Source organism: Amorphoplanes friuliensis DSM 7358, from assembly GCF_000494755.1.
Lineage (GTDB): Bacteria > Actinomycetota > Actinomycetes > Mycobacteriales > Micromonosporaceae > Actinoplanes > Actinoplanes friuliensis.
Genome location: NC_022657.1, coordinates 2,061,297 through 2,084,525, shown reverse-complemented (window position 1 = coordinate 2,084,525; position 23,229 = coordinate 2,061,297). Strand labels below are relative to the sequence as shown.

Below are 23,229 nucleotides of genomic sequence, written 5' to 3'. Positions count from 1 at the left end.
CGGGAGGTCCCCGGCGCCCCACTCTCTAGGACTTGATCAGTTGAGGCCGTTCTTGATGGCGGTGATCAGCTCGCCGTTGCTGGTGTCGCCGGAGAACTCCCAGAAGAACGCTCCGCCGAGGCCCTGCTGCTTGGCGTAGGCCATCTTGCTGGTGATGGTGCTCGGGGTGTCGAAGCTCCACCAGTTGCTGCCGCACTTCGAGTACGAGGTGCCGCCGACGGTGCCGGAGGACGGGCAGCTGTTCTTGAGGACCTTGTAGTCCTCGATGCCCGCCTCGTAGGTGCCGGGGGCAGCACCGGTCGCCGAACCGCCCGGGGCGGTCTGGGAGACGCCGGTCCAGCCGCGGCCGTAGAAGCCGATGCCGAGGAGCATCTTGTTGCTCGGCACGCCCTTGCTCTTCAGCTTCTGGATCGCCGCGTCGGACCAGAAGCCCTGCTGCGGGATGCCGGAGTACGAGGTCAGCGGCGAGTGCGGGGCGGTCGGGCCGGTCGGGGCGAAGGCGCCGAAGTAGTCGTAGGTCATCGGGAAGACGTAGTTCAGCTTCGAGATGCCCGACGCGTAGTCGGCGACGTCCAGCTTGCCACCGTTGGAGCCGTCGGCCGAGATCGCCGAGGTGACCAGGAAGCTCGAGCCGAACTTGTTGCGCAGCGCGGTGATGACGTTGTTGTACGAGTTCGGGCCGGACGCGTCGCAGCTCAGGCCGCAGGCGTTCGGGTACTCCCAGTCGACGTCGATGCCGTCGAAGACGTCCGACCAGCGGGAGTCCTTGACCAGGTTGTAGCAGGAGTTCGCGAACGCGGTCGGGTTCGCGGCGGCCTGCGTGAAGCCACCGGACCAGGTCCAGCCACCGAACGACCAGATCACCTTGATGTTCGGGTACGCCTTCTTGAGCTTGCGCAGCTGGTTGAACGAGCCGCGCAGCGCACCGGCGTCCCACGTGTCGGCGACGCCGTCCACGCTGTCCGCCGCGGTGTACGCCTTGTCGTAGTCGGCGTACGCGTCACCGATCGAGCACTGCCCGCCGGTGGTGTTGCCGAACGCGTACAGGATGTGGGTCAGCTTGGAGGCCGAGCCGCTCGTCACGAGGTTCTTGACGTGGTAGTTGCGGCCGTAGACGCCCCACTCGGCGAAGTAACCCACGACGGCCTTGCCGGCCGGACCGTTGGTCGGCGGCGTGGTCGGAGGAGTCGTCGGCGGCGTGGTGGGCGGCGTCGTCGGCGGGGTGGTCGGGGGCGGCGTGGTCGGCGGAGTCGTGCCACCGCCACAGGCGCCCTTGTCGGACCAGACGCCCCACTCACCACTGGCGGTGGGGACCTCGTTCTGGGTCCACCACTTCGCGGTGTAGTTCTTCGACTGGTACGAGACCTGGTTGTCCTTGACGTACACCGCGGACGAGGACCAGGCCGGGGCACAGGCAGCGGCGGCAGACGCCTGGACCATGGGGACCGCAGCGGTCGTGATCGCCACGAAGGCCCCGGCCCACAGGGCGCGGCGGAGAGTTTTATTCAACTGCGTCTCCTCAAGAACAGTTAGGAAACTTTCCAAAGGGAAGTTGAAGAGACGGTAGTCACATCAATGAACATCAGTCAAGAAGGTCAACGCGGTTTAAGCGCTTCCTTAACTTTTTCGAAGTGACCGCGACGGCGTGCACTCACTCGGCCACTGCGCGTAGTCTGCCGACATGACCATCTTTGATGTCGACATCGACGCACTAGCGGGCGGATCGGTCAAAATGGACCGCTACCGCGGCCACGTCGTCCTGGTGGTCAACGTGGCCTCCCGCTGCGGCCTGACCCCTCAGTACGCCGGACTCGAAACCCTCCACGAGAAGTACGCCGACCGCGGCTTCACCGTCCTCGGTGTCCCGTGCAACCAGTTCGGCGGTCAGGAGCCGGGCACGGCGGCGGACATCGAGGACTTCTGCCAGGTGAACTACGGCGTGACGTTCCCCCTGACCGAGAAGGTCGACGTGAACGGCGCCGGACGGCACCCGCTCTACACGGCACTCGTCGGCGACGGCCCGGACATCCAGTGGAACTTCGAGAAGTTCCTCGTCGGACCCGACGGCGCCGTCGCCGGCCGGTACGGGCCACAGACCGAACCCGAGGACGGCGAATTCGTCGCCGCCGTCGAGAAGCTCCTGCCGCGCTGAACCGCCGATGAGCATTCACGTGATCGGGGTCGACGCGTACGCCCTGGGCTGGGTGGGCGTCGAGCTCCGCGACGGGTCCTTCGGCCGGGCCATGCTGGCCTCCACCCTGTACGAGATCGTCGCCGGCAGCTCGGGCGCCGCGGTGATCGGCGTCGACATCCCGCTCGGCATGCTCCCCGACGGCTGGCGGGCCGCCGACACGCTGGCCGCGGACCAGCTCGGCCCGCGCCGCAGCAGCGTCTTCCGCGTGCCACCGAAGGCGGTCTGGCAGGAGGACGACTTCGCCGCGGCGAACCGCCTCTGCCGCGAACTCACCGGCGCCGGCCTCAGCCGCCAGTCGTGGGCGCTGCGCCCCAAGCTGCTCGAGGCGAACGCCATCTGGGAACGGCACCCGGGTCTGCTCTTCGAGGCCCACCCTGAGGTGTCGTTCCGGCAGATGGCGGGCGAGCCCCTCGCGTACGCAAAAAAGACCTGGACCGGCCAGGCACGGCGCCGGGAGCTGCTGGCCCGGCACGGCATCGTGCTGCCCGACCAGCTCGGACCGGCCGGTCAGGCGCCGCCGGACGACGTCCTGGACGCGGCCGCGGTCGCCTGGAGCGCCCACCGGATGGCGACGGGCGCGGCGCAGAGCCACCCGAGCCCGCCCGAGGAGAACAACGGCAGCCGCATCGCGATCTGGTACTAAGCCTGGGCGGCGATCTCCCGGGCCCGGTCCCGCGCCGCCTCCAGGGCCGACAGGAGCGCCGCGCGTACGCCGTGGTTCTCCAGCTCCCGGATCGCCGAGATCGTCGTGCCGGCGGGTGACGTGACGGCCTCGCGCAGCTTCACGGGGTGCTCCCCCGAGTCGCGCAGCATGACCGCCGACCCGATCGCCGTCTGCACGATCAGCTCGTGGGCGACCTGACGCGGCAGCCCGAGCAGGATCCCGGCGTCGATCATCGCCTCGACGAGCAGGTAGAAGTAGGCCGGACCCGAACCCGACAGCGCCGTGACGGCGTCCTGCTGGGTCTCCGGCACCCGGATCGTCGACCCGAGCGGCTTGAACATCTCCTCCGCGATGGCGAGATGCTCACCCGTCGCGTGCGGACCGGCCGAGATCGCCGTCATCGCCTGGTCGACCAGCGCTGGGGTGTTCGTCATGACCCGTACGACCGGGGTGCCCTCGGGCAGCCGGGCGGCAAAAAAGCTCGTCGGCAGGCCCGCGCAGAGCGAGATGATCAGCTTGTCCGCGGGGATCTTCGCGCCGATCTCGGCCAGCAGGGCATCCGCGTCCTGAGGCTTGACCGCGATCGCCAGAACACCGGCCTCGGCGACCGCAGTCGCGTTGTCCACGAGCCGCACGCCGTAGCGTTCCTGCAGCTCGGCACCGCGCTCGGGGCGCCGGGCCGTCGCCAGGAGCTTCTCGGCGGGCCAGCCGGCCCGGAGCAGCCCGGAAAGAACCAGTTCACCGATCTTGCCGGCACCGATCACGGCGACGGTGTGCATCGAAGCCCCCTGAAGAAGCCGGGGGCACAGGGCCCCCGGCTTGTCGCATCAGCTGCCGAAGAAGACTTCGGCCTCGTCGTACCGCGAGATCGGGACGGTCTTGAGCTCACCCGTACCGTCGGCGAGCGGGACCCGCACGATGTCGGTGCCACGCAGCGCCATCATCTTGCCGAAGTCACCCTCGTGAACGGCGTCGATCGCCTGCAGGCCGAACCGCGTCGCGAGGACCCGGTCGAACGCGGTGGGCGTACCGCCGCGCTGGATGTGACCGAGGACGACCGTGCGGGCCTCCTTGCCGGTCTTGTCCTCCAGCTGCTGCGCGAGCCACTGGCCGATGCCGCCGAGACGGACGTGGCCGAACGCGTCGAGCTCCTGGTTCTGCAGCGACATCTGGCCCTCGAGCGGCTGAGCGCCCTCGGCGACCACGACGATCGGGGCGTACTCGACCTGGAAGCGCTTGGTCACGTAGGTGGCGACCTGCTCCACGTCGAAGTTCCGCTCCGGCAGCAGGATGACGTTGGCGCCACCGGCAAGACCGGCGTGCAGCGCGATCCAGCCCGCGTGACGGCCCATGACCTCGACCACCAGCGTGCGGTGGTGCGACTCGGCCGTGGTGTGCAGCCGGTCGATGGCCTCCATCGCGATGTTGACCGCGGTGTCGAACCCGAAGGTGTAGTCGGTCGCGTTCAGGTCGTTGTCGATCGTCTTCGGCACGCCGACGACGTTCACGCCCAGATCGTTGAGCTTCGTCGCGACGCCGAGGGTGTCCTCGCCGCCGATCGCGACGAGCGCGTCGACGCCCTGCTCGGCCAGGTTGGCCTTGATCCGCTCGACACCGCCCTCGATCTTGAACGGGTTGGTGCGGGAAGAGCCCAGGATGGTGCCGCCGCGCGGCAGGATCCCCCGGACCTCGGCGATGCCGAGAGGCTTGGTGAGACCCTCCAGGGGTCCCTTCCACCCATCGCGGAATCCGACGAACTCGTGTCCGTAAGTGGCAACGCCCTTACGGACGACAGCCCGGATCACCGCGTTCAGACCGGGGCAGTCGCCGCCGCCGGTGAGCACGCCGATGCGCATGATTGCTCGTCCTCCCTGATCGGGTCGCGAGATGCCCGTCTCCCTGGGAGTTCCAACAACCGGCCGCACTGCCGGGGTCCCGGGGCGGGCCGCAAGCGCACTGTAGTCGCCGCGCCCGGCCCGGACCAAAACGCCCCGCTACAACCGCACGGTTTCGTTCTCGCCCGCGTCCGGCGTCTTTCCGGTAACAGCCGCCTTCGCATACCCCAGCAGGGTGATCACGGAAGAACTGTGCGCCGACTCCCAGTACTCGGCCGTCTCAGCATGCACCTTCACCAGCGTGAGTTCCGGCGTTTCGAGCCCGTCCGGGAACCAGGCCTTGAGCAGCGGATTCCACAACTCCTCAGCCTTGGCCCGATCGTTCACCTGCTCGGCCGTACCGGCGATCGACACCCAGGCGTGCTGCTTGCCGTCACTGAAGGAGACGTTCACCTGCGGGTTCGTGGTGATCTGAGCGACCAGATCAGAATTCGCGTAGGTGAAGTACCAGAGATCGCCGTCGAACTCGACATCCTGCAGAGCCATCGGGCGGCTCACGTGCCGGCCCTCGGCCGTCATGGTGGTCAGCATGCTGATCCGGGCGTCCTTGACCAGCCCTTTGAGGGTCTCGCGCTTCTCCTGCTCGGTCTTCTCAGTCATGCACTCGGATGTGCCCGGCCCTTTCACACCCAAACAGCGGGCCATGATCAAGATCAGGTTCAGGCTGCAGGTCGGCTTCGTGGCCGGCCCGACGTGCTGAAGGCCCGACTTCATTGAAGTTGGGGGTAAGGGATTGGCGAGCAGGGCGGCTCTGCGGCTGGCCCGAGTTGCTGAAGGCCCAACTTCAACCATGTTGGGGTAACGGGATGACGAGCAGGACGGCTCTGCGACAAGCCCGGGCTGCTCGAGGCCCAACTTCAACGAAGTTGGGCCAGCAGACTGCCGAGCACGGAGGCTCCGCGACCAGCCCGAGCCACTCAAGACCCAACTTCAACGAAGTTGGGGTAAGAGACTCGCGCACACGGCGGCTCCGCGACCAGCCGAGGCCCAACTTCCATCCATGAAGTTGGGGTAACGGGCGGTCAGCCGAGTGATGCGCTGGCTGCACGGAGTTCGTCGAGCGCCGCCAAGGCGTGGGGGGCCAGCTGGTCTTCGGGGGCGCGGTCGCCCTCGGACCAGACGGCGTAGCCGCGTTTGAAGGCGAGGAGGCCCAGTTCGCCTGCCAGGGCGGCGGTCGGGCCGGGAACGCCGCGCGCGACGAGGGCAGACGTCATCGCGGCCGCGAGGCTGACGCTTTTGAGGGCGTCGCGTTCCTGTAGTTCGGCGCTGGAGGCGATGGCGGCTTTCAGGCGGGGGGCGAGTTCGCGGTTCATCGGGCCCATCGCTTCCGAGGCGCGCTCCAGGCCGGCCGCTACCGCCTCCAGCGGACTGGCGTCGCCGGGTGCGTCGGTGATTCCTTCGGACAGGAGGCGGCTGAGGGCTTCCTGGCCGGCCACCAGCAGCTCGCGCTTGTCGGGGAAGTGGCGGAAGAACGTGCTCTTGGTGACCCCGGCCCGCTCGGCGATCTGCGCGACTGTCGTTGTGTCGTAGCCCTGCTCGGTGAACAGGTCGACGGCGGCCAGGACGAGGCGTTCCCGTGCACCTGCTTCCCACCTGGCCATGGCTCACAGCATAGTGACGGGACTGTTGTCCCATCACCCTGGTACGGTGACGGGACAAGAGTCCCATCACTTGTCGGGAGAGAAACATGCGTGTCTTCATCACCGGCGGCACCGGTCTGATCGGGTCGGCTGTGGTCGCCGAGCTGCTCACCCACGGGCACACCGTGCTGGCCCTCACCCGCTCCGACGCCTCCGAGCGGGTCGCCTCCGCCGCGGGCGCCGACACCCTTCGTGGGGGCCTCGCCGATCTGGACGCTCTGCGCGCCGGTGCGGCCCAGGCCGATGGCGTGATTCATTTGGCCTTCGCCAATGACTTCAGCAGCGCCGAAGCGGTGGCGCGGGCAGTCGCTGAGGAGAGCGCCGCTATTGCCGCCCTGGGCGAGGCGCTGATCGGGAGCGATCGACCCTTCGTCACCGTCTCGGGGACACCCTGGGCAGCCGGTCGCGCCTCGACCGAGGCCGATCCTGTTCCGACCGATGGGCCGGTCGGCGGTCGCGGTCGTGCCGTCAACGGAGCCTTGGCGCTGGCCGACCGGGGAGTCCGCAGCGCTGCCGTCCGCCTGCCGCGGACGGTTCACAACGAGGGTCAAGGTGGCTTCGCCGGGCTGCTCACCGACATTGCCCGCCGGAATGGCGTCTCCGGCTATCCCGGTGACGGCAGTCAGCGCTGGCCGGCCGTGCACGCCCTCGACGCGGCAGTTCTCTTTCGACTGGCTCTCGAGTCCGCCGCGCCCGGAACGGCCTGGCACGCCGTTGCCGACGAAGGTGATGCGGTGCGTGACATCGCCACGGTTATCGGGCGGCGTCTGGGCCTGCCCGTCGAGGCGGTGGCGGAGGAGACGTACGGACCGCTCGGTCCGATCTTCGCGATGGACCAGCCGGCGTCCAGCACCCACACCCGGGAGTCCCTCGGCTGGAAGCCGGTCCACCCGAGCCTGCTGCAGGACCTGGAGAACATCCAGCGCTGACTCAGCGGCGGCGTGCCCACTTCAGGTAGGCGATCGGCCCGATCGGCTGCACGAAGATCCCCAGCCACCAGAGCGCCTTCGGCCCGCGGATCTGGGCGGAGGGGCGGCGGACCAGGTCAACGGCGGCCGCCACGGTCAGAATGATCTCGAGCGGGGCTACAACCAGCGCACCGGCCTTCTGCCAGGGTGGCAACTCGTCGAGCTGCTCCTTGACCTCAACCCACGACTGCTTCGCCACAACGCCTCCACTCGGATCCCCGCCACCCTAACCACCTTCACCCCACGACGGAGCCCCTGAACCCCCACAGAGTGAAGACCCGTCCGGGCCGCTTCCGGGGTTTGCCACGCACGGAGCTGGCAGGGTGCGGGTGGCTGCTCATGAGCCGCCAGGCGATTGGCCGCCCGCGCCCGGTCTCGGCGTGAGCGACGGTCAGAACCATGCAACCAGGCACGACAAGCCCTGGAACTTGACCTTGATCCGGCCCTGGAACTTGAGCTTGATCGGGCTCTGGAACTTGATCTGGCCCTGGAACTTGGTCAGGCCTTGGATTTCATGGTGTTCCAGCGGGCGAGGTTGTGTTTGGCGTCGACGAGGGCGTCGTGGCGGCCCTGGGCGGTGGGGAGGGTGGGTTTGCCGAGGTCGTCCCAGAGCTGGCGGAGGTCCTTGGTGAAGCGGGGGATCTCCCGCGGAAGGGCCGGCATCGCGCCCCAGAGCTGGGCCAGGGCCACGTGGTCGTAGGCGGCGTACCAGGCCCAGAGTTCGATCTGTTCGTCGCGGCCCTTGACGGGTTCGCGGAGGAACTCGTAGAGGTCGTCGCGGATCCGTTCGCGGGAGCGCCACGCGGGGTCGGACGGGGACGGGAGTTTGTCGAGGACGTTGCGGCGCACCCAGGGCACGGCGCGGGTGTCGTCGAACTGGGTCGAGACCGCGTAGAACTCGCGGCCGAACTCGTCGACGACGCCGATGGAGACGAGGTCGACGATGCGGCCGTCCTCGATGAATTCGCAGTCGTAGAAATACCGGTAGGCCATTGCTGCCCATCCTTGCCTATGCAGCGGTGGGCGGCTCAGCCAGGGCCTCCCTCGCGCGAGCGAGGGCTTCGCGGGCGCCGCCGGGGTCGCCGCGGACCAGGCGCTGGGCGGACCAGTCGGCCTGGACCGCCCAGCGGAAGCGGAGCAGGACCGGGAGGGCGGCGTGCAGCTCGCCCTCGTCGACCGGGCCCGCCGCGAGGTAGCCGTCGAGCAACTCGGCGGAGGTTTCCGTGCCCCCTGCGTAGACGACGGCGGCCGCCACGTCGTAGAGGAGCGGGCCGGTGCCGCTGGCGCCGCAGTCGAGGAGGCCGGCCCGGCCCGTTGCCGGGTCGACGAGGAAGATCTCCGGGGCGGGGTCGCCGTGCAGGACGCCGTAGGTGAGGCGGTCGGTGACGGTCAGGCGGGTCATGGCCGCGACCGCGTCGGTGACCGCCGGGCGCAACCACGGTTCGATGGCGAGGTGGGCCGCGTCGGGGTCGAGGAGGTTCCAGCGGCGCAGGCCCGGGTGGTGGAAGCCCTGCAGGCGGCTGTGCACCGCACCCAGGCGGTCGCCCCAGAACTGCTGGTCGATCGGGTCGCGGCCGTCGAGGGTCCGGCCGGGCGCCCGGCGCAGGACCGCCAGCGCTCCGGCGGAGGTCTCCGCCGTGAGACCACCCGCGAGGGTACGCACGGGTTCGCCCGCCTCTATCCCGGTCCCCCGCAGGTGCTCGGCCGCGGCCAGTCCCGCCTCGACGGGCTGCCGTGAGGCCGGGTCGGCGAGCCGGGCCACGAAGCGTTCGCCGCCCGCGGTCACGTCCCAGCCGTGCGACAGCAGGCCCCCGGGCAACGCCGAGATCTCGGCGGGTACGAGGTGCCACTGGTCGCGCAACGTCGATCGAAGGAGGTCGTCATCCGGCACGGCGGCGATTATCCCGGTACAGACCGTAATGGCGACGGACACGGTGGGCGATAGTCACGGGGGGCGATTGAAGGGTGTACAGACAGCGAGGATCGCGAGATGATCGTATGCGTCTGCTGGATGTATCAAATGGCGTCGACGTGACTCTTCATGCTAAGAGTGATCGTTCGCGTCGTGGGGCCGGCGCCGGACAACTGTGTCCACGGGGGTCCCGATCGGGGAGGGACTGACCGTGGATCATCGCCTAGCAGAGCAGGGCGACGCGCTCACCGGCGTGGAGATGTTCGCCGGGCTGGAGCCCGACGTACGCCAGCGGGTGATCGCAGCCGCCGTGCCGCGAACCTACCGCAAAGGTCAGATCCTTTTTGTGGAGCACGACCCCGGCGATTCGCTGATCATCCTGCGCCGCGGCGCGATCGCGGTCTTCCGCACCGCCCCGACCGGCGAACGTGCCGTCCTCACCGTGGTGCGCCCGCCCGACGTGCTGGGCGAGGTGTCCCTTCTGGACGCACTGACCCGGTCGGCGTCGGCGGAAGCGATCGAGGACAGCCAGGCGCTCGCCCTGTCGCGGGTCGCGTTCATCGACCTCGTGCACTCCAACCCGCGCATCCTCGACGCGGTGATGCGCTCGGTCGGCGCCCTCATCCGCCGCCTCACCGAGCAGAACGCCGACCATGTGTTCCTCGACCTGCCCGGGCGGGTAGCGAAGACGCTGGTCCGGCTGGCCGGGGAGAGCCAGGCCCCGATGATCACGATCGAGCTGAACCAGAGTCAGCTCGCCGAGATGGCGGGCGGCTCCCGGCAGAGCGTCAATCAGGCCATCGGCTCCTTCGCGAGCCGCGGCTGGCTCCGCACCGAGGGCCGCCGCATCGTCGTCACGGACGTGTCGGCTCTACGGCGCCGCGCGGGGATGGCTGACAGATAATCTGGTCGCGCCTCCGGCACGACGGGACTGAGCTGCTGGTCGCGCCTCCGGCACGACGGGACTGAGCTGCTGGTCGCGCCTCCGGCACGACGGGACTGCGCCCCATGAGGTCGGTGTCGAGGTCACCGAAAAAGACCACGGCAGAGGGCGCCTAGTCTTTTTCGGCGCCCTCGACACCGACGGGCGCAGTCCGACTCTGGGTGCGGCCCTCGGGGGTCGGGGTGGGGGCGACGATGGCCGTTTTGAGAGACGCGGCGTAGACGTCCACGTAGGGGCGGCCGGTCATGGTCATGAGTTCGTACATGATCTCGTCGGTGACGGCTCGTTCGACGAAGCGGTCGCCGGCCGAGGCGGCGTAGCGGGTGAAGTCCAGCGGCTCACCGAACCGGATCTTGACCCGCTTGATCTTCGGGATGAGCTTTCCCGTGGGCTGGATCTCGTCGGTGTTGAGCAGGGCCACCGGTACGACCGGGGCTCCGCTCTCCAGCGCCAGTCGCGCCACACCGGTCTTCCCGCGGTAGAGCCGACCGTCAGGCGACCGGGTGCCCTCGGGGTAGATGCCGGCGATGTTGCCCGAGCGCAGCACCCGCAACTGGGTGTCCAGAGCCGCGCGGGCCGCCTTGCCGCCCGAACGGTCCACCGGGATCGTCCCCGTGCTGACGAAGAACTGTCGCATGAGCCAGCCTTTGATCCCCTTACCGGTGAAGTACTCCGCTTTGGCGACGAACGTCACCCTCCGTTTCACCAGCAGGGGTGTGAAGATCGAGTCGGAGAACGAGAGGTGGTTGCAGGCGAGGATCACCGGGCCGGACCGGGGAACGTGGGCAAGCCCCTGCACATCGGGGCGGAAGACGCATTTCAGGACGGGTCCGAGAACCACGTACTTGAGCAGCCAGTAGAACACCGATGTCCTTTCCCGCGCGCCACGGGTCGTGGGCAGAGGAAAGCGTACGAAGCGGGAGCGGCACGCCACAACGCACTCCCGTAACCGGCATCCGGCGTGTCACCATTCAAGGCACGCCCCGGACGGGGTGGCACACCGCGCGACGGCGCGGGGCGAGGAGTGAGCAGGGTGTCTGCGGGTGGCGCCCGTCGAGGGCGGCGGGACAACGGACTCGACGCGGCCGATTATGCGGTCGCGGGCGATGTCGATCCACGCGTGGGCGAGCACCTGCTCGACGTGCTGGCGGCCGGTGGCATCGCCGCTTATCTGCAGCCGTCCGCCGATCTCAACCCGATCCTGCGCGCGACGACGTTCCCGGCCCGTCCCACGGACCGGCTCTACGTCGACCGCACGCATCTCGCCACCGCACGCGAGCATCTCGACAAGCTGACCGGTGGTGTCGGCCCGACGCCACCCGCGCCGCGGCCCGACACGCGTACCGAGGCCGGTGGTGACCAGACCGACGTCGACGCCGAGTGGGCGAAGATCGTGGCCGGTTTCCACACCGCGGTCGATCCGACCGCGCCGCCGTGGCCGGCCGCCGAGGGTGTCGACCCGACCCGCGCGCCGGACCTGCCGAAGAACGAGACACCGGATCCGCCGCGGCAGCCCGGTGGCACGCTGCCGTCGGCCGCCGACTTCTCGGGTGTCTCGCTGAACCGCCGGCGCACCGACGAGCCGTCGCTGCTCGACGGCCTGGACACGTTCGGCACCGGCACGGACGACGACAGCGACGAGGACGACGAGCGTTACACGCCGCCTCCCCCGCCACCGCTGCCGCACATCTCGAAGTACGCGGTCGCCGGCATCCTCGGTGTGGTCCTCGGTTTTGTGCTGTTCCTCTTCCCGTGGCTGCTGCCGATCGAGCGCAACTTCGTGACGCTGATCGGCTTCACGGCGATCGTCGGCGGCGCGGTGACGCTGGTCTGGCGGCTGCGTTCCGGTGACGACGACGATGACTTCGACGACGGCGCAGTCGTATAAAAGATGACATAGACCACCGGCATTGTTTCGCTCGGTAGTCATCGCGTAACCTCTCGTGGATGCGCCAGAGCTCGCTCGTGGTCGTCGCCAACCGCCTTCCGCTGGATGACAACGCCGCCCCGGACGGAGCCTGTGAATGGCGGCGCAGTCCCGGCGGCCTGGCCAGCGCCCTGCACGCGATCCTGCAGCAGACCCCCGCGACGTGGATCGGCTGGAACGGCGGCATCGACAGCGCGCCCGTCCTGCCCGACGTCGGCACCCTGCGGATCCGCCCGGTGTCACTGTCCTCGGAGGAGCTCCAGGGCTACTACGAGGGTTTTGCCAACTCCACGCTGTGGCCGCTCTACCACGACGCGGTCGAGCAGCCGGTCTTCGATCGCGGCTGGTGGGAGACCTACCGGGCGGTCAACCAGCGGTTCGCCGAGGCCGCCGCCGAGCTGGCCGAGCCCGGCGCCGCCATCTGGATCCAGGACTACCACCTGCAGCTCGTCCCGCAGCTGCTCCGCGAGTTGCGCCCGGACGTCCTGATCGGCTTCTTCCTGCACGTGCCGTTCCCGCCACCGGAGTTGTTCATGCAGCTCCCCCGGCGGGCCGAGCTGCTGCGCGGGATGCTCGGCGCGGACCTGGTCGGCTTCCAGCGCCCGCAGGCCGCCCACAACGTCGCCCAGCTCGCCGTGAAACTCTTCGGCGCCGAGGCAACCGACGACCAGATCACCCTGGACGGGCGGACCGTGCGTACGGGCGCCTTCCCGGTCTCGATCGACGTGACGGAGATGCAGGCACTCGCCTCACGGCCGGACATCGTCGAGCACGCGGAGCAGCTGCGCGCCGATCTCGGGCAGCCGCGGCGGGTGCTGCTCAGCGTCGACCGGCTCGACTACACCAAGGGGATCGAGCATCGGCTCACCGCGTACAGCGAGTTGTTGCGGGACGGGCGGGTGAAGGTGCGCGACACGGTGATGGTGCAGGTGGCGGTGCCGAGCCGGGAGCGGGTCGACAGTTACCGGGTCCTGCGGGACCGGATCGAGGGTGAGGTCGGCCGGATCAACGGCGAGTACGGCCGTGTCGGCGAACCGGCCATCCACTACCTGAACCAGTCGTTCGACCGCGCCGACCTGGCCGCGCTCTACCAGACCGCCGACCTGATGGTGGTGACGCCGCTGCGGGACGGCATGAACCTCGTCGCCAAGGAGTACGTCGCGGCCCGCTCGGACAACTCGGGCGCGCTGGTGCTCAGCGAGTTCGCCGGGGCGGCCGCCGAGTTCGAGGACGCGTTCCTGGTCAACCCGCACGACGTCGACGGGCTCAAGGAAACGCTGCTGCAGGCGATGGACGCCGACCCGGCCGACCTGCAACGCCGGATGGCGGCGATGCGCGACCAGCTCCAGCGCCACGACATCCTGGCCTGGGCCCGCACCTACCTCACCGCCCTGGACCACACCGGCAGGCTCGCGGCTGGTCTACGACGCTAGTTCTTTGCCGAGCCAGTCCAGGATCGCGTCGATCGGCTCACGCCAGTCGGTGTCGAGCATCAGGTCGTGGCCCATGCCCGGGAACAGCAGCGGCGCACCGCCGAAGCGAGCCGCAGCACGGTCGAGTGCGGCCCGCGGCACCACCCGGTCGTCCGGGCTGCCGACGACCAGCGTCGGGGGTGCACCCACCGGCTCGGCCGCCGGCTTTGCGAAGAGCACCTGCCGGTAGACGCGGGCCGGGGCGCGGACCAGCCGTTCCTGGTACGCCTCACCCTCCGCCAGGCCGGCGCTGAACAACTGCTTACGGCTGAGGCGGGGTGCGGCGCCGAACAGTGCGGGCAGCGTACCGAGGGGATTTGCTCGAAGGGCCGCACCGACCGCGGCCCAGCCGGCCGGCACCGGGGAGGCCAGGACGGCAGCCCGGGCGGGGTAACGGGCGAGCGCGTGCGACACGACGAGCGCACCCGCGCCGTGACCGACCAGGACGGCCTGACGCGGCAGGCTCGCCGCGACCTGGACGACGTCGTGCACGTAGGCCCGCAACGACCCGTCGGCCCGCGGGCTCACCGCGTGGGCTGCGAAGCCACGTGACGCGGTGTGCCCCAGCCAGTGCTCGGCGAACGCCCACGCGCCGTGGCCGAGACCGGGCACGAAGAGCACCGGCGGCGACTCGTCCGACGGGCTCTCCGGGAGGGCGTGGAGGACCTCCCGCTCGACCGCCGTCACCGGCGCGGTCCAGTCCGCAAAACGCAGCAACTGCGGGCTCATGCGACGGGCTCCATCTGCTTCAACAGGTCTTCGAGCGTGCGCAGATAACTGGTGTGGCTGACCTCGAACCAGTGCCGCGACGACGGCACGACCCGCAGCCGGGTCCACGACCGCAGCGGCCGTGTCGACTCCTTCTGCTGGACGGCGGTGGCACGGACCGGGTCGGACACCCGCAGCCGCAGCCAGCGGGCCACGGCGACGCTCTGCCAGTGTGCGAGCGGGAACAGCCCGGCGTCGGCCTGCACCAGCCCGACCACGGCGAGCGTCGGGTGCTTGCGGGCGAACGCGTGCAGGTGCAGGTCCGGCTTGCCGTCCTCGTCGATGTCGAGCAGCTCGGGGGCGAGGAACTCGAACCGCGGCAGATATCCGGTGGCCGTGATGACCAGGTCGGGCTCGATCCGCCGCCCGTCAGCCAGCTCCACAGTCGACCCTTCGAGCCGGGCGACGTCGGGGAGCGGGGTGATCCGGCCGTGCCCCAGGTAGTAGACCAGCTGACTGTTGACCACCGGGTGACTCTCGTACGGGCGGTGGTCGGGCGCCGGCAGGCCGAACCGCGTGACGTCGCCGACGGTCAGCCGCAACGTGCGGTGGTAGAGCCACTGCCGCAGGCGCAACGGCAGGCGCAGCTGCAGCATCTTGTCGTTGACCTGGTCGGCGGGGCGGCCGAAGATGTACTTCGGGGCGTACCAGTAGCCGCGGCGGGTCGAGTGCCACACGGTGGTCGCCTGCTGCGCCGCCTCGACGGCGATGTCACAGCCGGTGTTGCCACCACCGATCACCAGCACCTTGCGACCCCGCAACTGCGCCGGATCCTTGTACGCGGAAGCGTGCATCACCTTCCCCCTGTACGCCGACGTGTCGACGGACAGGGGCTTCGGCGACCAGTTGTGCCCGTTGGCGACGATCACCGCGGCGTACCGCTGGATCCGCTCGGCACCACCACCGGTGCTGCGCGTCGTCACGTCCCAGCGCCCGTCACCGACCGGGGTGACCGCGACGACCTCGGTGCCGAACCAGATGCTGTCGCCGAGACCGAAATGCTTCGCGTACCGCTCGAGGTAGCCCAGCAGCTGGCTGTGGTGCGGATAGTCCGGCCAGTCGTCGGGCATCGGGAAGTCCGGGAACTCCGTCAGCGGGCGCGACGAGATCAGGTGCGTGTTCGCGTACACCGGGGAGCGGTCGTGGCGCCAGTTCCAGGCGCCGCCGACGGACGTCTCCCGTTCGTAACAGTCGACGGAGAAACCCTGCTCACGCAGGTTCTTGATCGCCGCGAGGCCACTGCCGCCGGCGCCGATGACACAGACCGCGTCGTGCCGGTCCGCGATGTCAGGGGTGTCTTGCACCCGGAGAGTTTCGCAGACGCGAACGTTACTCGGAAGGCAGCGTCAGTTCCGCGAGGACGGGAAGGTGATCACTGGCCCGGCGGGCCTCGTCGGTCTCGACAACCTCGTACCGGTTCACCGTGATGTCCGGCGTGACGAAGAGCGCGTCGAGGCGCAGCCGCGGCAACGTCGCCGGGAACGTCAACGCCGGCGACGCGGCTCCGGCGGCCTCCGAAAAACCGTCCGCGACCGTACGCCAGGCTCCCCCGCCCGGACCCTCGTTGAGGTCACCGCCCGCGATCAGCGGACCCTCGACCGCGGCCAGAGCCTCCGTCCACCGGGCGGCCTGGTCGGGCCGCTCGACGGAATCGGTGGCGAGGTGCGAGCCCGACACGGTGAACCGGCCACCGTGCACCGAACACCGGGCGAACGCGGCACCGCGCAGATGCCGGCCGGGTGTCAGCGGGTACCGCAGGGCCCAGCTGTCGTGGACCCGCACCCGCAGGCTCACCAGCAGCAGATTGCCCAGCGACGGCAGCCCGCCGGCGGCGACGACCATGCCGAAGTCGGAGGCGAGGGCCGCGCACTTGTGCCGCCAGCGGAACCGGCGCGGCGCCTCCTGCACGATGACGACGTCCGGTGCGAGGTCGCGGACGAGCCCGGTCAGGGCCGCCCGGTCGTCACGCAGCCCGTGCACGTTGTAGCTCAACACCCGCAGCGGGACCCCGGACACGTCGGTGCTCCTCGTCGTCAGTTCGGACCGTCAGATCCGGCGGGCCAGGTCGGCGGCGCCGAGAACACCCGCGGTGTTACCGGTCTCGGCCGCCTTGATCTCGGCGACCGGGAACCGCCCGCGCTGGGCCAGCTGGTCACGGTAGGTCCGCTCGGTCGGGCCCATCAGCAACTCACCGGCGTCGATCACCCCGCCACCGACCACCAGCACCTGCGGGTCGAAAGCCTGCGCCAGGTCGGCCATCGCCACACCGAGCCAGTACCCGATCTGCGCGAACGCGTCCCGGGCCACCCCGTCACCACCGTGCGCGGCCTCGGTGATCATCCGCCCGGTGATCGCGAGCGCGTCACCACCGGCCAGCTCCAGCAGCTGCCCCGCCCGGTCCGGCTCCTGCCGCGCACCGGCCCGCGCGAACCGCACGAGGGCGTTGCCGCTGGCGTACTGCTCGAGACACCCGAGCCGGCCGCAGCCGCACGGATGCCCGTCGTTCACGGACTGGATGTGACCGAGCTCCCCGGCAATGCCGTTCGCCCCCCGCCACAACCCGCCGTTGAGCACGATCCCGCCACCGATCCCCGTCCCGACAGTGATCATCACCATCGAGTCGTCGGCCTGCCGCGCCGCGCCGTACCGGAACTCCGCCCAGGCCGCCACGTTCGCGTCGTTCTCCAGCACGGTCGGCAGACCCACGGCCTTGGCCACGTAGTCACGCACCGGCTCGTCCCGCCACGCCAGGTTCGGCGCGAACAGCACCGTCGCCCCCGCCGCGTCGATCCACGCCGCGGCCCCGATCCCGACGGCCTTCGCCTCCGGATGCGCCGCCGCCAGCTCAGCAGCAACCGCCACGATCGTGTCCCGGGTTCCCGCCGGGTCGTCAGCCGGGGTCTCACGGCGGATCTGCGTCAGCACGACGCCCAGATCGTCCACCACCCCACCGGCCACCTTCGTGCCGCCGACGTCGACTCCGATGGTCAGCGTCACGCTGCCCGTCCCCTCTGTTGTGTCACACCGGGCCGCCGGAACGGGCATCATCGCCCGCGCCGCCATCCCGATCCTCGGCCGCCGAAGCAGCCGGCGCAGTGCCCGCAACATCATGATCCACGCCGAGCCCATCCGCCACGGCGCCATAACCCTCAGTGTCGTGATTAACCTGGTTTTCCGACGATTCCAATTCTGTGTTCGGAATCCCACCAGAGAATCCAGATCGTTCTCCGACGCCCTCAACCCCACCGACACGCCCAGCGGCACCTGCAACCCCACCGCCGGGGTATCCCTGCTCTGCGTCGGACGGTCCCGCTTCCTTTCCGATACGCACAGCGGCACCCTCAACCACAACACCGGGGTATCCCTGCCCTGCGTCGGACTGTCCCGCTTCCTTTCCGGTACGCACAGCGGCACCCTCAACCACAACACCGGGGTTCTGGTGCTCCACGGGGTCGGCGTCTTCCCCACGGTCCGCGGCATGTCGCCCCGCCTTACCGGTGGCGGGCTCGGCGGCCGGAACGCTTCCAGCGGCCCTCCCGCTCGGCGCGGGGTTCCGGGTCGCTTCCGCCCACGGATCCCCACCGGCTCCCCGGCTCTGGCTGCGCTCAAACGCCGAGCCGACCTGCCCAGCCCGACCGGACGCAACTTTGGCGTCGGATTCGCTGCCGGAACCGGCCTCAGTTGCCAGGCCGGCTTCGCTGCGCAAGCCAGGCTCCGTGGCCGCGCCGGGCTCGTTGCGCGGACCGGGCTCCGTGGCCGCGCCAGGCTCGTTGCCCGGCCCCGGCTCACCTCCGGGTCCAGGCTCAGTACCCGGACCAGGTTCGGTGGCCGGACCAGGCTCACTTCCCGGGCCGGGCTCGGTGGCCGGGCCGGGCTCGGTGGCCGGGCCGGGCTCGGTGGCCGGGCCGGGCTCAGTACCCGGACCAGGTTCGGTGGCCGGACCAGGCTCAGTACCCGGACCAGGCTCGGTGGCCGGGCCGGGCTCGGTGGCCGGGCCGGGCTCAGTACCCGGACCAGGTTCGGTGGCCGGACCAGGCTCAGTACCCGGACCGGGCTCGGTGGCCGGAACGGGCTCGGTGGCCAGGCCGGGGTTCGTGGCCGTGCGAGGCTCGCCGGCCGGGGCAGGCGTGCTCGCCGTGCTGGGGGCGGCGGGCGTGGCGTTGGTCAGGGGTGGAGTCGCGGCGCCGGTGGGTTTGCGGGTGGGGCGTCTCGGGGCGCGGGTGGCCGCGGCCCAGGGGTCGCCGGAGACGCGGGCGTCGGTGGTGGCTTCCGGCTCGTCGTCGAAGACCTCGTCCAGGTCGGCCGGGCTCAAGTCGGCTGGGTTGAGGTCGGCGGCGTCGGTCTGGGCTGCTGCTTGCTCGGCGGCGAGGCGGTCGGCCGGTCTGGGGGCAGGTTCGGGGCGGGGGGCGCGGGTGGCTGCGGTCCACGGGTCCGCGGTGCCTTCGCGGACCTCCTGCTCGGTGGGGACGCGGTCGGCGGGCTTGGCGGTGCGGTCGCGGGTAGCGGCCGACCAGGCCTGGTCCGGGGTTGCCGTGGGGCGGGGCGGCGGCTTCGGCTTGGAGCGTGCGCCGGTCGCGCTGGTCATCGCCGAGAAGCCGCGGAGCACGCTGGCCACTCCGGTCGCCACGTCGCCGGCGCCGGTGGCGAGGCGTTCCGCGGAGCTGGGGTCGGGGTTGCGCATGCCGGCGATGGCGCGGCAGACCGGGCACACGCAGCATTCGGCGCTGCCGGTGGCCCAGCCGCTGTGCTTGGCCGGGGCCTGCTGCCGGTTACCGCCGAGGAACTGGCCCAGGACGCCGTTGACCAGGTCGCCGAGCCCGGAACCAGACGCACCAGAACCAGACGCCCCGGAACCGGACGCCCCGCGACCCGACGCACCGGAGCCGGAAGCACCCGAACCGGACGCACCCCAGCCGGGCGCACCCGAACCAGGCGCACCCGAACCAGCCGTACCGGAATCAGGCGCACCCGATGCCGACGTACTTGAGGCGGACGTACCCGAGCCCGACGTACCCGAGCCGGGCGCGCTGGAGCCGGCCGTGCCGGAACCGGGCGTACCGGAGCCGGGTGGGTCGGGGCGGCGGCCGAGGGCTTCGGCGAGGCCGCTGCGTTCGGCCAGGGCGAGCACTGTGGCGATGAGCCGTTCGGCTTCTTCGCGTGCCGTACCGGTGGGTCCTGCCATGTCCTGCTCCCCCTGCTCGCGCGGCTGCGGCGACGGGCCCCGCTACGCCTTGGCGAGGCTTTCGACGCGGCGCTTGAGCTCCTTCAGCGCCGTGTCCATGATCATTTTCTCGGCCTTGCGGCGGAACATGCCGAGCATGCCGATGGAGAGCTCCACCTCGAGCATGTACGTCACGGTCGTCGTTCCGTCACTGTTGTCGGCGAGGTCATAGGAACCGTTGAGCGTCTTCTGCATCTTCGACGGCGCGACGAGGTGCCACTCGATGCGGGAGAGGTCCTCCGCGTACGCGTAGTCGAGGGTGTAGTCGTCGGCCAGTGGACCGGCGTCGATGACAAAGCGGACCTGGGCGGCGTACCCGTCCTCGTACTCCTCGAGGACCTCGACCTTTTTCATCGCGTCCGCCCACTCGGGGTAGCGCGGAAAGTCGCAGATCACCGCCGCCACCTGAGCGAGGGGCGCATGGACCTGGATCGACTGCGTCGAGGTGTCCGCCATGGCTGGCAGGCTACCCGGTGGCGGCGCGGATCCGGACCACCGGGGACCGCTCGTCGGCGGGTCGGGCGGGGCGCGCCGGGCGGGCGGGGAAAGCGCCGGGTAACGGATCATCACGGCCACCCGGCCAGGGTGATCGTCCGGTCCGGGCGCCCGGCGGGCCGGATCGCCGATGGGCTGTTGTCACCGGGTACGGCTACGATCCGTCACGTGCCAGCCTCAGCCAGCGTCCCCGTGCGCGTTCATCCGCTCGCGGTGGGGGCCCGACTTGTCATGCTCGCCCTGGTCGCGGCGCTCACGCTGATCGCCACCCACGAGGTCGGCCAGTTGCGCTGGATCGCGTTGTTGCTGGTCGCGGCGCTGCCGGCGTTCTTCGCGCCCGATCACCGGATCGCCGCACCGCTGGGCCGGTTCGCCGAGGTGGCCATCACCGGGCTCGCCGCCGGGTCGGTCGCCGTCGCGGCGAGCACGACCGGCACCGTGTCCGCGGGTTTCGGCGCTGAGGCGATCCTTCCTTACCTGGCGGTGCCGTTGCTGACGGCGGCGTTGCGGCGCCGGCCGACCGAGGGCGCCGCGCTGCTGGGTGTCGCGGCGGTCGCGATGGTCATCGGCGGCATCCTGGTGGGTGACGGCGACAAGATGATCACCCAGGCCGGTTACCTGGCCGCGGGCGGGCAGTGGCTGGTGACCGGGGCGATCGTCACCTTCGCCGCCGACACGATGCGCCAGCTGATGACGCCGGTCGAGGACAAGCCCCAGCCGTACGCGGAGGCCACCCGTCTGCTGACCCAGCTCCGCAGTGTCGCGCGGTCGTTGCCGGGCGCCACGCTCGACCCGGGCGGCATCTCGGAGCACCTGCTCGAGGAGCTGCGCGCTGTCGCCCCCGGCCATCGCGCCGCGGTGCTGTCCGCGAGCGGCGGCGGGCGTCTGGTCGTGCTCGCCCAGACCGGCGCCGAGCGGGTCGACTGGGAGGTCACCCTCGACGCCGATTCCGCCATCGCCGACGCCTGGGCCTCGCAGCAGCCGCACACCGCTTCCCGGTCGCAGGCGCGCTCCCACAAGGGCGGTGACGCCTCTTCACTGGTGGTGCCGCTGGTCGCCGGGGTGCGCACGATCGGGCTGGTCATTCTGGAGGCTGACGTCGCCAGCGCGTACCCGAAGGCGGTCGTGGCGAGGGTGACCGAGGTGACCGGGCCGGCGGCGCTGCGGCTGGAAGCCGCCCTGCTCTTCGACGACGTGCGCTCGCTGGCGACCAATGAGGAACGTCAGCGCCTGGCCCGGGAGATCCACGACGGTGTCGCGCAGGAGCTCGTCATGGTCGGTTACGGCATCGACAACGCGACGGCGACGCTGCCCGAGGGCGCCGAGGAGACCGCCGAGGAGCTGGCCACCCTGCGGGGTGAGGTCACCCGGGTCATCACCGAGCTGCGGCTGAGCCTCTTCGAGCTGCGTTCCGAGGTGGACCGCAACGGCGGTCTGGCCGCGGCCATCGCCGAGTACGCCCGCACGCTGGGCACGTCGGCGGGCCTGCGGGTGCACTTCACGTTCGACGAGTCCACCGCGCGGCTGCCCGCCGCGACGGAGGCCGAGTTGCTGCGCATCGCCCAGGAGGCGATCACGAACGCCCGTAAGCACGCCGGCGCGTCCAACCTGTGGGTGACGTGCACGGTCGATCCGCCGTACGCGGAGATCGAGGTGACGGACGACGGCAAGGGCTTTGCCGATGATCGTCCGGACGGGCGCTACGGCCTTGCGATCATGGCCGAGAGGGCGGAACGTATCCGAGGCCGACTGGAGATCCGACCGCGACACCCCAGCGGGACAACCGTTGCGGTAGTGCTCGGAACCTCCTCTCGGCGCGATAGCGTGCGGGATAGCGTTTCCGCACCAGAAGGGGAGTAACCCGAGCATGTCGACCAGTCCGATGCCGACGACCCGCACCAAGGTGCTGCTTGTCGACGATCACGACCTGATCCGTAAGGGGCTGCGGCACGCGTTCGAGCGGGACCGGCAGTTCGAGGTCGTCGGTGAGGCCGCCACGGCCGCCGAGGCCGTCCGGCAGGCCGGCGCGCTGCAGCCCGACGTGGTCATCATGGACCTGCGCCTGCCCGACGGCAGCGGACTCGAGGCCACTCGCGCTCTCCGCAAGAACAACGCCAACATGGGCATCGTGGTCCTCACCATGTACGCGGGCGACGATCAGCTCTTCGGTGCGCTCGAGGCCGGTGCCAGCGCGTTCGTGCCGAAGACCGCGCCCGCCGACGAGGTTGTCGCCGCCGCGCGGCACGCTGCCTCCGCACCGAGCGCGTTCACCGCGGCCGATCTCGCCGAGGCGATGAAGCGGCGTCTGGCCCCGTCCGGCCCGCAGCTGTCTCCCCGTGAGGGTCAGGTCCTGCGCCTGCTCGCGGACGGCATGAGCGTCGCCGGCATCGCCAAGCAGCTGTTCGTCAGCGAGTCCACGGCCAAGACCCACATCTCGAAGCTGTACGAGAAGCTCGGTGCCGCCAACCGCGCCCAGGCGCTGATGACGGCGCTGCGGCTCGGCCTGCTCGAGGCGCCGGACGCTCCCAAGTTCTGACCTCAGGAACGCTGTCCGCCCGTCCCCCGTACTGCGGGGTGGCGGGCGGATTCGCATTTCCGGGCACTGTCCCGGCATCTTGGGCGTTTCCGGGCCTACTTAATTTCAGCCCTTTCTTCCCGCAGTTTCTACTTACCGCGACGGGAGTTCAGGCGCGGCCGGCGGAGAGCCGGCGGGCGGCGAGGTAGGCCTCGCAGCCGAGGCACAGCCCGAACGCCGCGTTGAGGAACGCCGCGAGCAGACCGAAGCCGGCGGACACCACGCCGAGCGCGGTCGCCCCGCTCAGGTAGCCGATCGAGGCGACCGCCAGGAAGGCGAACCCGACGAGCTGGGCGAAACGCACCGGTGCGGCGTCCTCCCGCTCGGTGGTGGGCCCGAGCCGCGGCGCGACGAGGAACCGGTAGACGAAGGCGTACGGCCCGTGCCGGGGGTCGGCGGCGGTGATCGCGAAGACGACCGTCTGGGCCAGGGCGAGCCAGCCCCAGCCGGTTGTCAGCACGACAACAAGGACAACGGTGGTCAGTCCCGCGGCGAACCGCGGCCCACGCGGATCAAGCTGCATGCCGTGAGCGTCGCACGCCGTGACGCCGGTGC

Annotated in this window: 23 protein-coding genes; 8 read left to right on the top strand and 15 right to left on the bottom strand. The window is 70.3% G+C overall.

Going from position 1 to position 23,229, the window contains the following annotated elements; all coding sequences use genetic code 11:
• Positions 1-36: 36 nt before the first annotated feature.
• Positions 37-1,509, bottom strand: a complete 1,473-nt coding sequence (locus tag AFR_RS09755) for a glycosyl hydrolase family 18 protein (RefSeq protein ID WP_023359881.1) — start codon at positions 1,507-1,509, stop codon at positions 37-39.
• A gap of 172 nt (positions 1,510-1,681) precedes the next feature.
• On the opposite strand from AFR_RS09755, the gene AFR_RS09750 reads away from it, so the two are divergent.
• Positions 1,682-2,152: a glutathione peroxidase gene (locus AFR_RS09750; protein WP_041840737.1), complete on the top strand. Its 471-nt coding sequence runs from the start codon at positions 1,682-1,684 to the stop codon at positions 2,150-2,152.
• Between the two features lie 7 nt (positions 2,153-2,159).
• The gene (locus AFR_RS09745; RefSeq protein ID WP_041840736.1) at positions 2,160-2,837 is read left to right on the top strand and encodes a DUF429 domain-containing protein; all 678 of its coding nucleotides are present in this window, start codon (positions 2,160-2,162) and stop codon (positions 2,835-2,837) included.
• On the opposite strand, the gene proC is transcribed toward AFR_RS09745, so the two are convergent.
• The 4 genes from proC to AFR_RS09725 form a co-directional block, all read right to left on the bottom strand.
• The gene (gene proC / locus AFR_RS09740) at positions 2,834-3,637 is read right to left on the bottom strand and encodes a pyrroline-5-carboxylate reductase (RefSeq protein ID WP_023359875.1); all 804 of its coding nucleotides are present in this window, start codon (positions 3,635-3,637) and stop codon (positions 2,834-2,836) included. The genes AFR_RS09745 and proC overlap by 4 nt on opposite strands.
• A gap of 48 nt (positions 3,638-3,685) precedes the next feature.
• Positions 3,686-4,714, bottom strand: a complete 1,029-nt coding sequence (locus tag AFR_RS09735) for a 6-phosphofructokinase (RefSeq protein WP_023359873.1) — start codon at positions 4,712-4,714, stop codon at positions 3,686-3,688.
• A 138-nt stretch (positions 4,715-4,852) separates the two neighbouring features.
• Positions 4,853-5,353, bottom strand: a complete 501-nt coding sequence (locus AFR_RS09730; RefSeq protein WP_041840735.1) for a pyridoxamine 5'-phosphate oxidase family protein — start codon at positions 5,351-5,353, stop codon at positions 4,853-4,855.
• A gap of 422 nt (positions 5,354-5,775) precedes the next feature.
• A complete protein-coding gene (locus AFR_RS09725; protein WP_023359869.1) occupies positions 5,776-6,354 on the bottom strand; it encodes a TetR/AcrR family transcriptional regulator in 579 nt (192 codons plus the stop codon).
• Between the two features lie 86 nt (positions 6,355-6,440).
• On the opposite strand from AFR_RS09725, the gene AFR_RS09720 reads away from it, so the two are divergent.
• Positions 6,441-7,322, top strand: a complete 882-nt coding sequence (locus tag AFR_RS09720) for an SDR family oxidoreductase (RefSeq protein ID WP_023359867.1) — start codon at positions 6,441-6,443, stop codon at positions 7,320-7,322.
• Between the two features lies 1 nt (position 7,323).
• Here the strand turns inward: AFR_RS09720 and AFR_RS09715 are convergent, their stop codons facing one another.
• The 3 genes from AFR_RS09715 to AFR_RS09705 all read right to left on the bottom strand — a co-directional run bounded on the left by AFR_RS09715 (position 7,324) and on the right by AFR_RS09705 (position 9,252).
• Entirely contained in the window at positions 7,324-7,560 is a 237-nt protein-coding gene (locus AFR_RS09715) for a PLDc N-terminal domain-containing protein (RefSeq protein WP_023359865.1), read from the bottom strand.
• Between the two features lie 299 nt (positions 7,561-7,859).
• Positions 7,860-8,354 carry a polyadenylate-specific 3'-exoribonuclease AS gene (locus AFR_RS09710; RefSeq protein WP_023359863.1) on the bottom strand — a complete coding sequence of 165 codons (495 nt, stop codon included), beginning with the start codon at positions 8,352-8,354 and terminating at the stop codon, positions 7,860-7,862.
• A gap of 16 nt (positions 8,355-8,370) precedes the next feature.
• Positions 8,371-9,252, bottom strand: coding sequence for a phosphotransferase enzyme family protein (locus AFR_RS09705; RefSeq protein ID WP_023359861.1), 882 nt, complete (start codon positions 9,250-9,252; stop codon positions 8,371-8,373).
• A 232-nt stretch (positions 9,253-9,484) separates the two neighbouring features.
• On the opposite strand from AFR_RS09705, the gene AFR_RS09700 reads away from it, so the two are divergent.
• Positions 9,485-10,177 carry a Crp/Fnr family transcriptional regulator gene (locus tag AFR_RS09700; protein ID WP_023359859.1) on the top strand — a complete coding sequence of 231 codons (693 nt, stop codon included), beginning with the start codon at positions 9,485-9,487 and terminating at the stop codon, positions 10,175-10,177.
• 151 nt (positions 10,178-10,328) lie between these two features.
• Here AFR_RS09700 and AFR_RS09695 read toward each other — a convergent pair whose 3' ends face one another.
• Positions 10,329-11,081, bottom strand: coding sequence for a lysophospholipid acyltransferase family protein (locus AFR_RS09695; protein WP_023359857.1), 753 nt, complete (start codon positions 11,079-11,081; stop codon positions 10,329-10,331).
• Between the two features lie 168 nt (positions 11,082-11,249).
• Between AFR_RS09695 and AFR_RS09690 the strand changes: the two genes are divergently transcribed.
• The gene (locus AFR_RS09690; RefSeq protein ID WP_041840734.1) at positions 11,250-12,104 is read left to right on the top strand and encodes a DUF308 domain-containing protein; all 855 of its coding nucleotides are present in this window, start codon (positions 11,250-11,252) and stop codon (positions 12,102-12,104) included.
• Positions 12,105-12,163: 59 nt separating this feature from the next.
• Entirely contained in the window at positions 12,164-13,576 is a 1,413-nt protein-coding gene (locus AFR_RS09685; protein ID WP_023359853.1) for an alpha,alpha-trehalose-phosphate synthase (UDP-forming), read from the top strand.
• Here the strand turns inward: AFR_RS09685 and AFR_RS09680 are convergent.
• From AFR_RS09680 to AFR_RS09660, 5 genes are all read right to left on the bottom strand, one after another.
• Entirely contained in the window at positions 13,565-14,344 is a 780-nt protein-coding gene (locus AFR_RS09680) for an alpha/beta hydrolase (RefSeq protein ID WP_023359851.1), read from the bottom strand. The two genes, AFR_RS09685 and AFR_RS09680, sit on opposite strands and share 12 nt — an antisense overlap.
• Complete coding sequence (locus AFR_RS09675; RefSeq protein WP_023359849.1) at positions 14,341-15,687, bottom strand: flavin-containing monooxygenase; 1,347 nt, start codon at positions 15,685-15,687, stop codon at positions 14,341-14,343. Before AFR_RS09675 ends, AFR_RS09680 begins: the two co-directional genes overlap by 4 nt.
• A 25-nt stretch (positions 15,688-15,712) precedes the next feature.
• Complete coding sequence (locus tag AFR_RS09670; RefSeq protein WP_023359847.1) at positions 15,713-16,399, bottom strand: endonuclease/exonuclease/phosphatase family protein; 687 nt, start codon at positions 16,397-16,399, stop codon at positions 15,713-15,715.
• Positions 16,400-16,429: 30 nt separating this feature from the next.
• Positions 16,430-17,380 (bottom strand): ROK family glucokinase, encoded by a 951-nt coding sequence (locus AFR_RS09665; protein ID WP_023359845.1) that lies wholly within the window; start codon positions 17,378-17,380, stop codon positions 16,430-16,432.
• A gap of 2,227 nt (positions 17,381-19,607) precedes the next feature.
• Complete coding sequence (locus tag AFR_RS09660; protein ID WP_023359841.1) at positions 19,608-20,060, bottom strand: SRPBCC family protein; 453 nt, start codon at positions 20,058-20,060, stop codon at positions 19,608-19,610.
• A gap of 207 nt (positions 20,061-20,267) precedes the next feature.
• Here AFR_RS09660 and AFR_RS09655 point away from each other — a divergent pair, with 207 nt between their 5' ends.
• Positions 20,268-21,959 carry a GAF domain-containing sensor histidine kinase gene (locus AFR_RS09655; protein WP_041841966.1) on the top strand — a complete coding sequence of 564 codons (1,692 nt, stop codon included), beginning with the start codon at positions 20,268-20,270 and terminating at the stop codon, positions 21,957-21,959.
• Between the two features lie 7 nt (positions 21,960-21,966).
• The gene (locus AFR_RS09650) at positions 21,967-22,635 is read left to right on the top strand and encodes a response regulator transcription factor (protein ID WP_023359837.1); all 669 of its coding nucleotides are present in this window, start codon (positions 21,967-21,969) and stop codon (positions 22,633-22,635) included.
• A gap of 148 nt (positions 22,636-22,783) precedes the next feature.
• On the opposite strand, the gene AFR_RS09645 is transcribed toward AFR_RS09650, so the two are convergent.
• Positions 22,784-23,197 carry a DUF4395 domain-containing protein gene (locus AFR_RS09645; RefSeq protein WP_023359835.1) on the bottom strand — a complete coding sequence of 138 codons (414 nt, stop codon included), beginning with the start codon at positions 23,195-23,197 and terminating at the stop codon, positions 22,784-22,786.
• Positions 23,198-23,229: the final 32 nt, after the last annotated feature.

Coding starts and splice junctions, on each gene's coding strand:
- AFR_RS09750 (WP_041840737.1), top strand. CDS start 1,682: ATGACCATCTTTGATGTCGACATCGACGCACTAGCGGGCGGATCGGTC.
- AFR_RS09745 (WP_041840736.1), top strand. CDS start 2,160: ATGAGCATTCACGTGATCGGGGTCGACGCGTACGCCCTGGGCTGGGTG.
- proC (WP_023359875.1), bottom strand. CDS start 3,637: ATGCACACCGTCGCCGTGATCGGTGCCGGCAAGATCGGTGAACTGGTT.
- AFR_RS09735 (WP_023359873.1), bottom strand. CDS start 4,714: ATGCGCATCGGCGTGCTCACCGGCGGCGGCGACTGCCCCGGTCTGAAC.
- AFR_RS09730 (WP_041840735.1), bottom strand. CDS start 5,353: ATGACTGAGAAGACCGAGCAGGAGAAGCGCGAGACCCTCAAAGGGCTG.
- AFR_RS09725 (WP_023359869.1), bottom strand. CDS start 6,354: ATGGCCAGGTGGGAAGCAGGTGCACGGGAACGCCTCGTCCTGGCCGCC.
- AFR_RS09720 (WP_023359867.1), top strand. CDS start 6,441: ATGCGTGTCTTCATCACCGGCGGCACCGGTCTGATCGGGTCGGCTGTG.
- AFR_RS09710 (WP_023359863.1), bottom strand. CDS start 8,354: ATGGCCTACCGGTATTTCTACGACTGCGAATTCATCGAGGACGGCCGC.
- AFR_RS09685 (WP_023359853.1), top strand. CDS start 12,164: ATGCGCCAGAGCTCGCTCGTGGTCGTCGCCAACCGCCTTCCGCTGGAT.
- AFR_RS09680 (WP_023359851.1), bottom strand. CDS start 14,344: ATGAGCCCGCAGTTGCTGCGTTTTGCGGACTGGACCGCGCCGGTGACG.
- AFR_RS09660 (WP_023359841.1), bottom strand. CDS start 20,060: ATGGCGGACACCTCGACGCAGTCGATCCAGGTCCATGCGCCCCTCGCT.
- AFR_RS09650 (WP_023359837.1), top strand. CDS start 21,967: ATGTCGACCAGTCCGATGCCGACGACCCGCACCAAGGTGCTGCTTGTC.
- AFR_RS09645 (WP_023359835.1), bottom strand. CDS start 23,197: ATGCAGCTTGATCCGCGTGGGCCGCGGTTCGCCGCGGGACTGACCACC.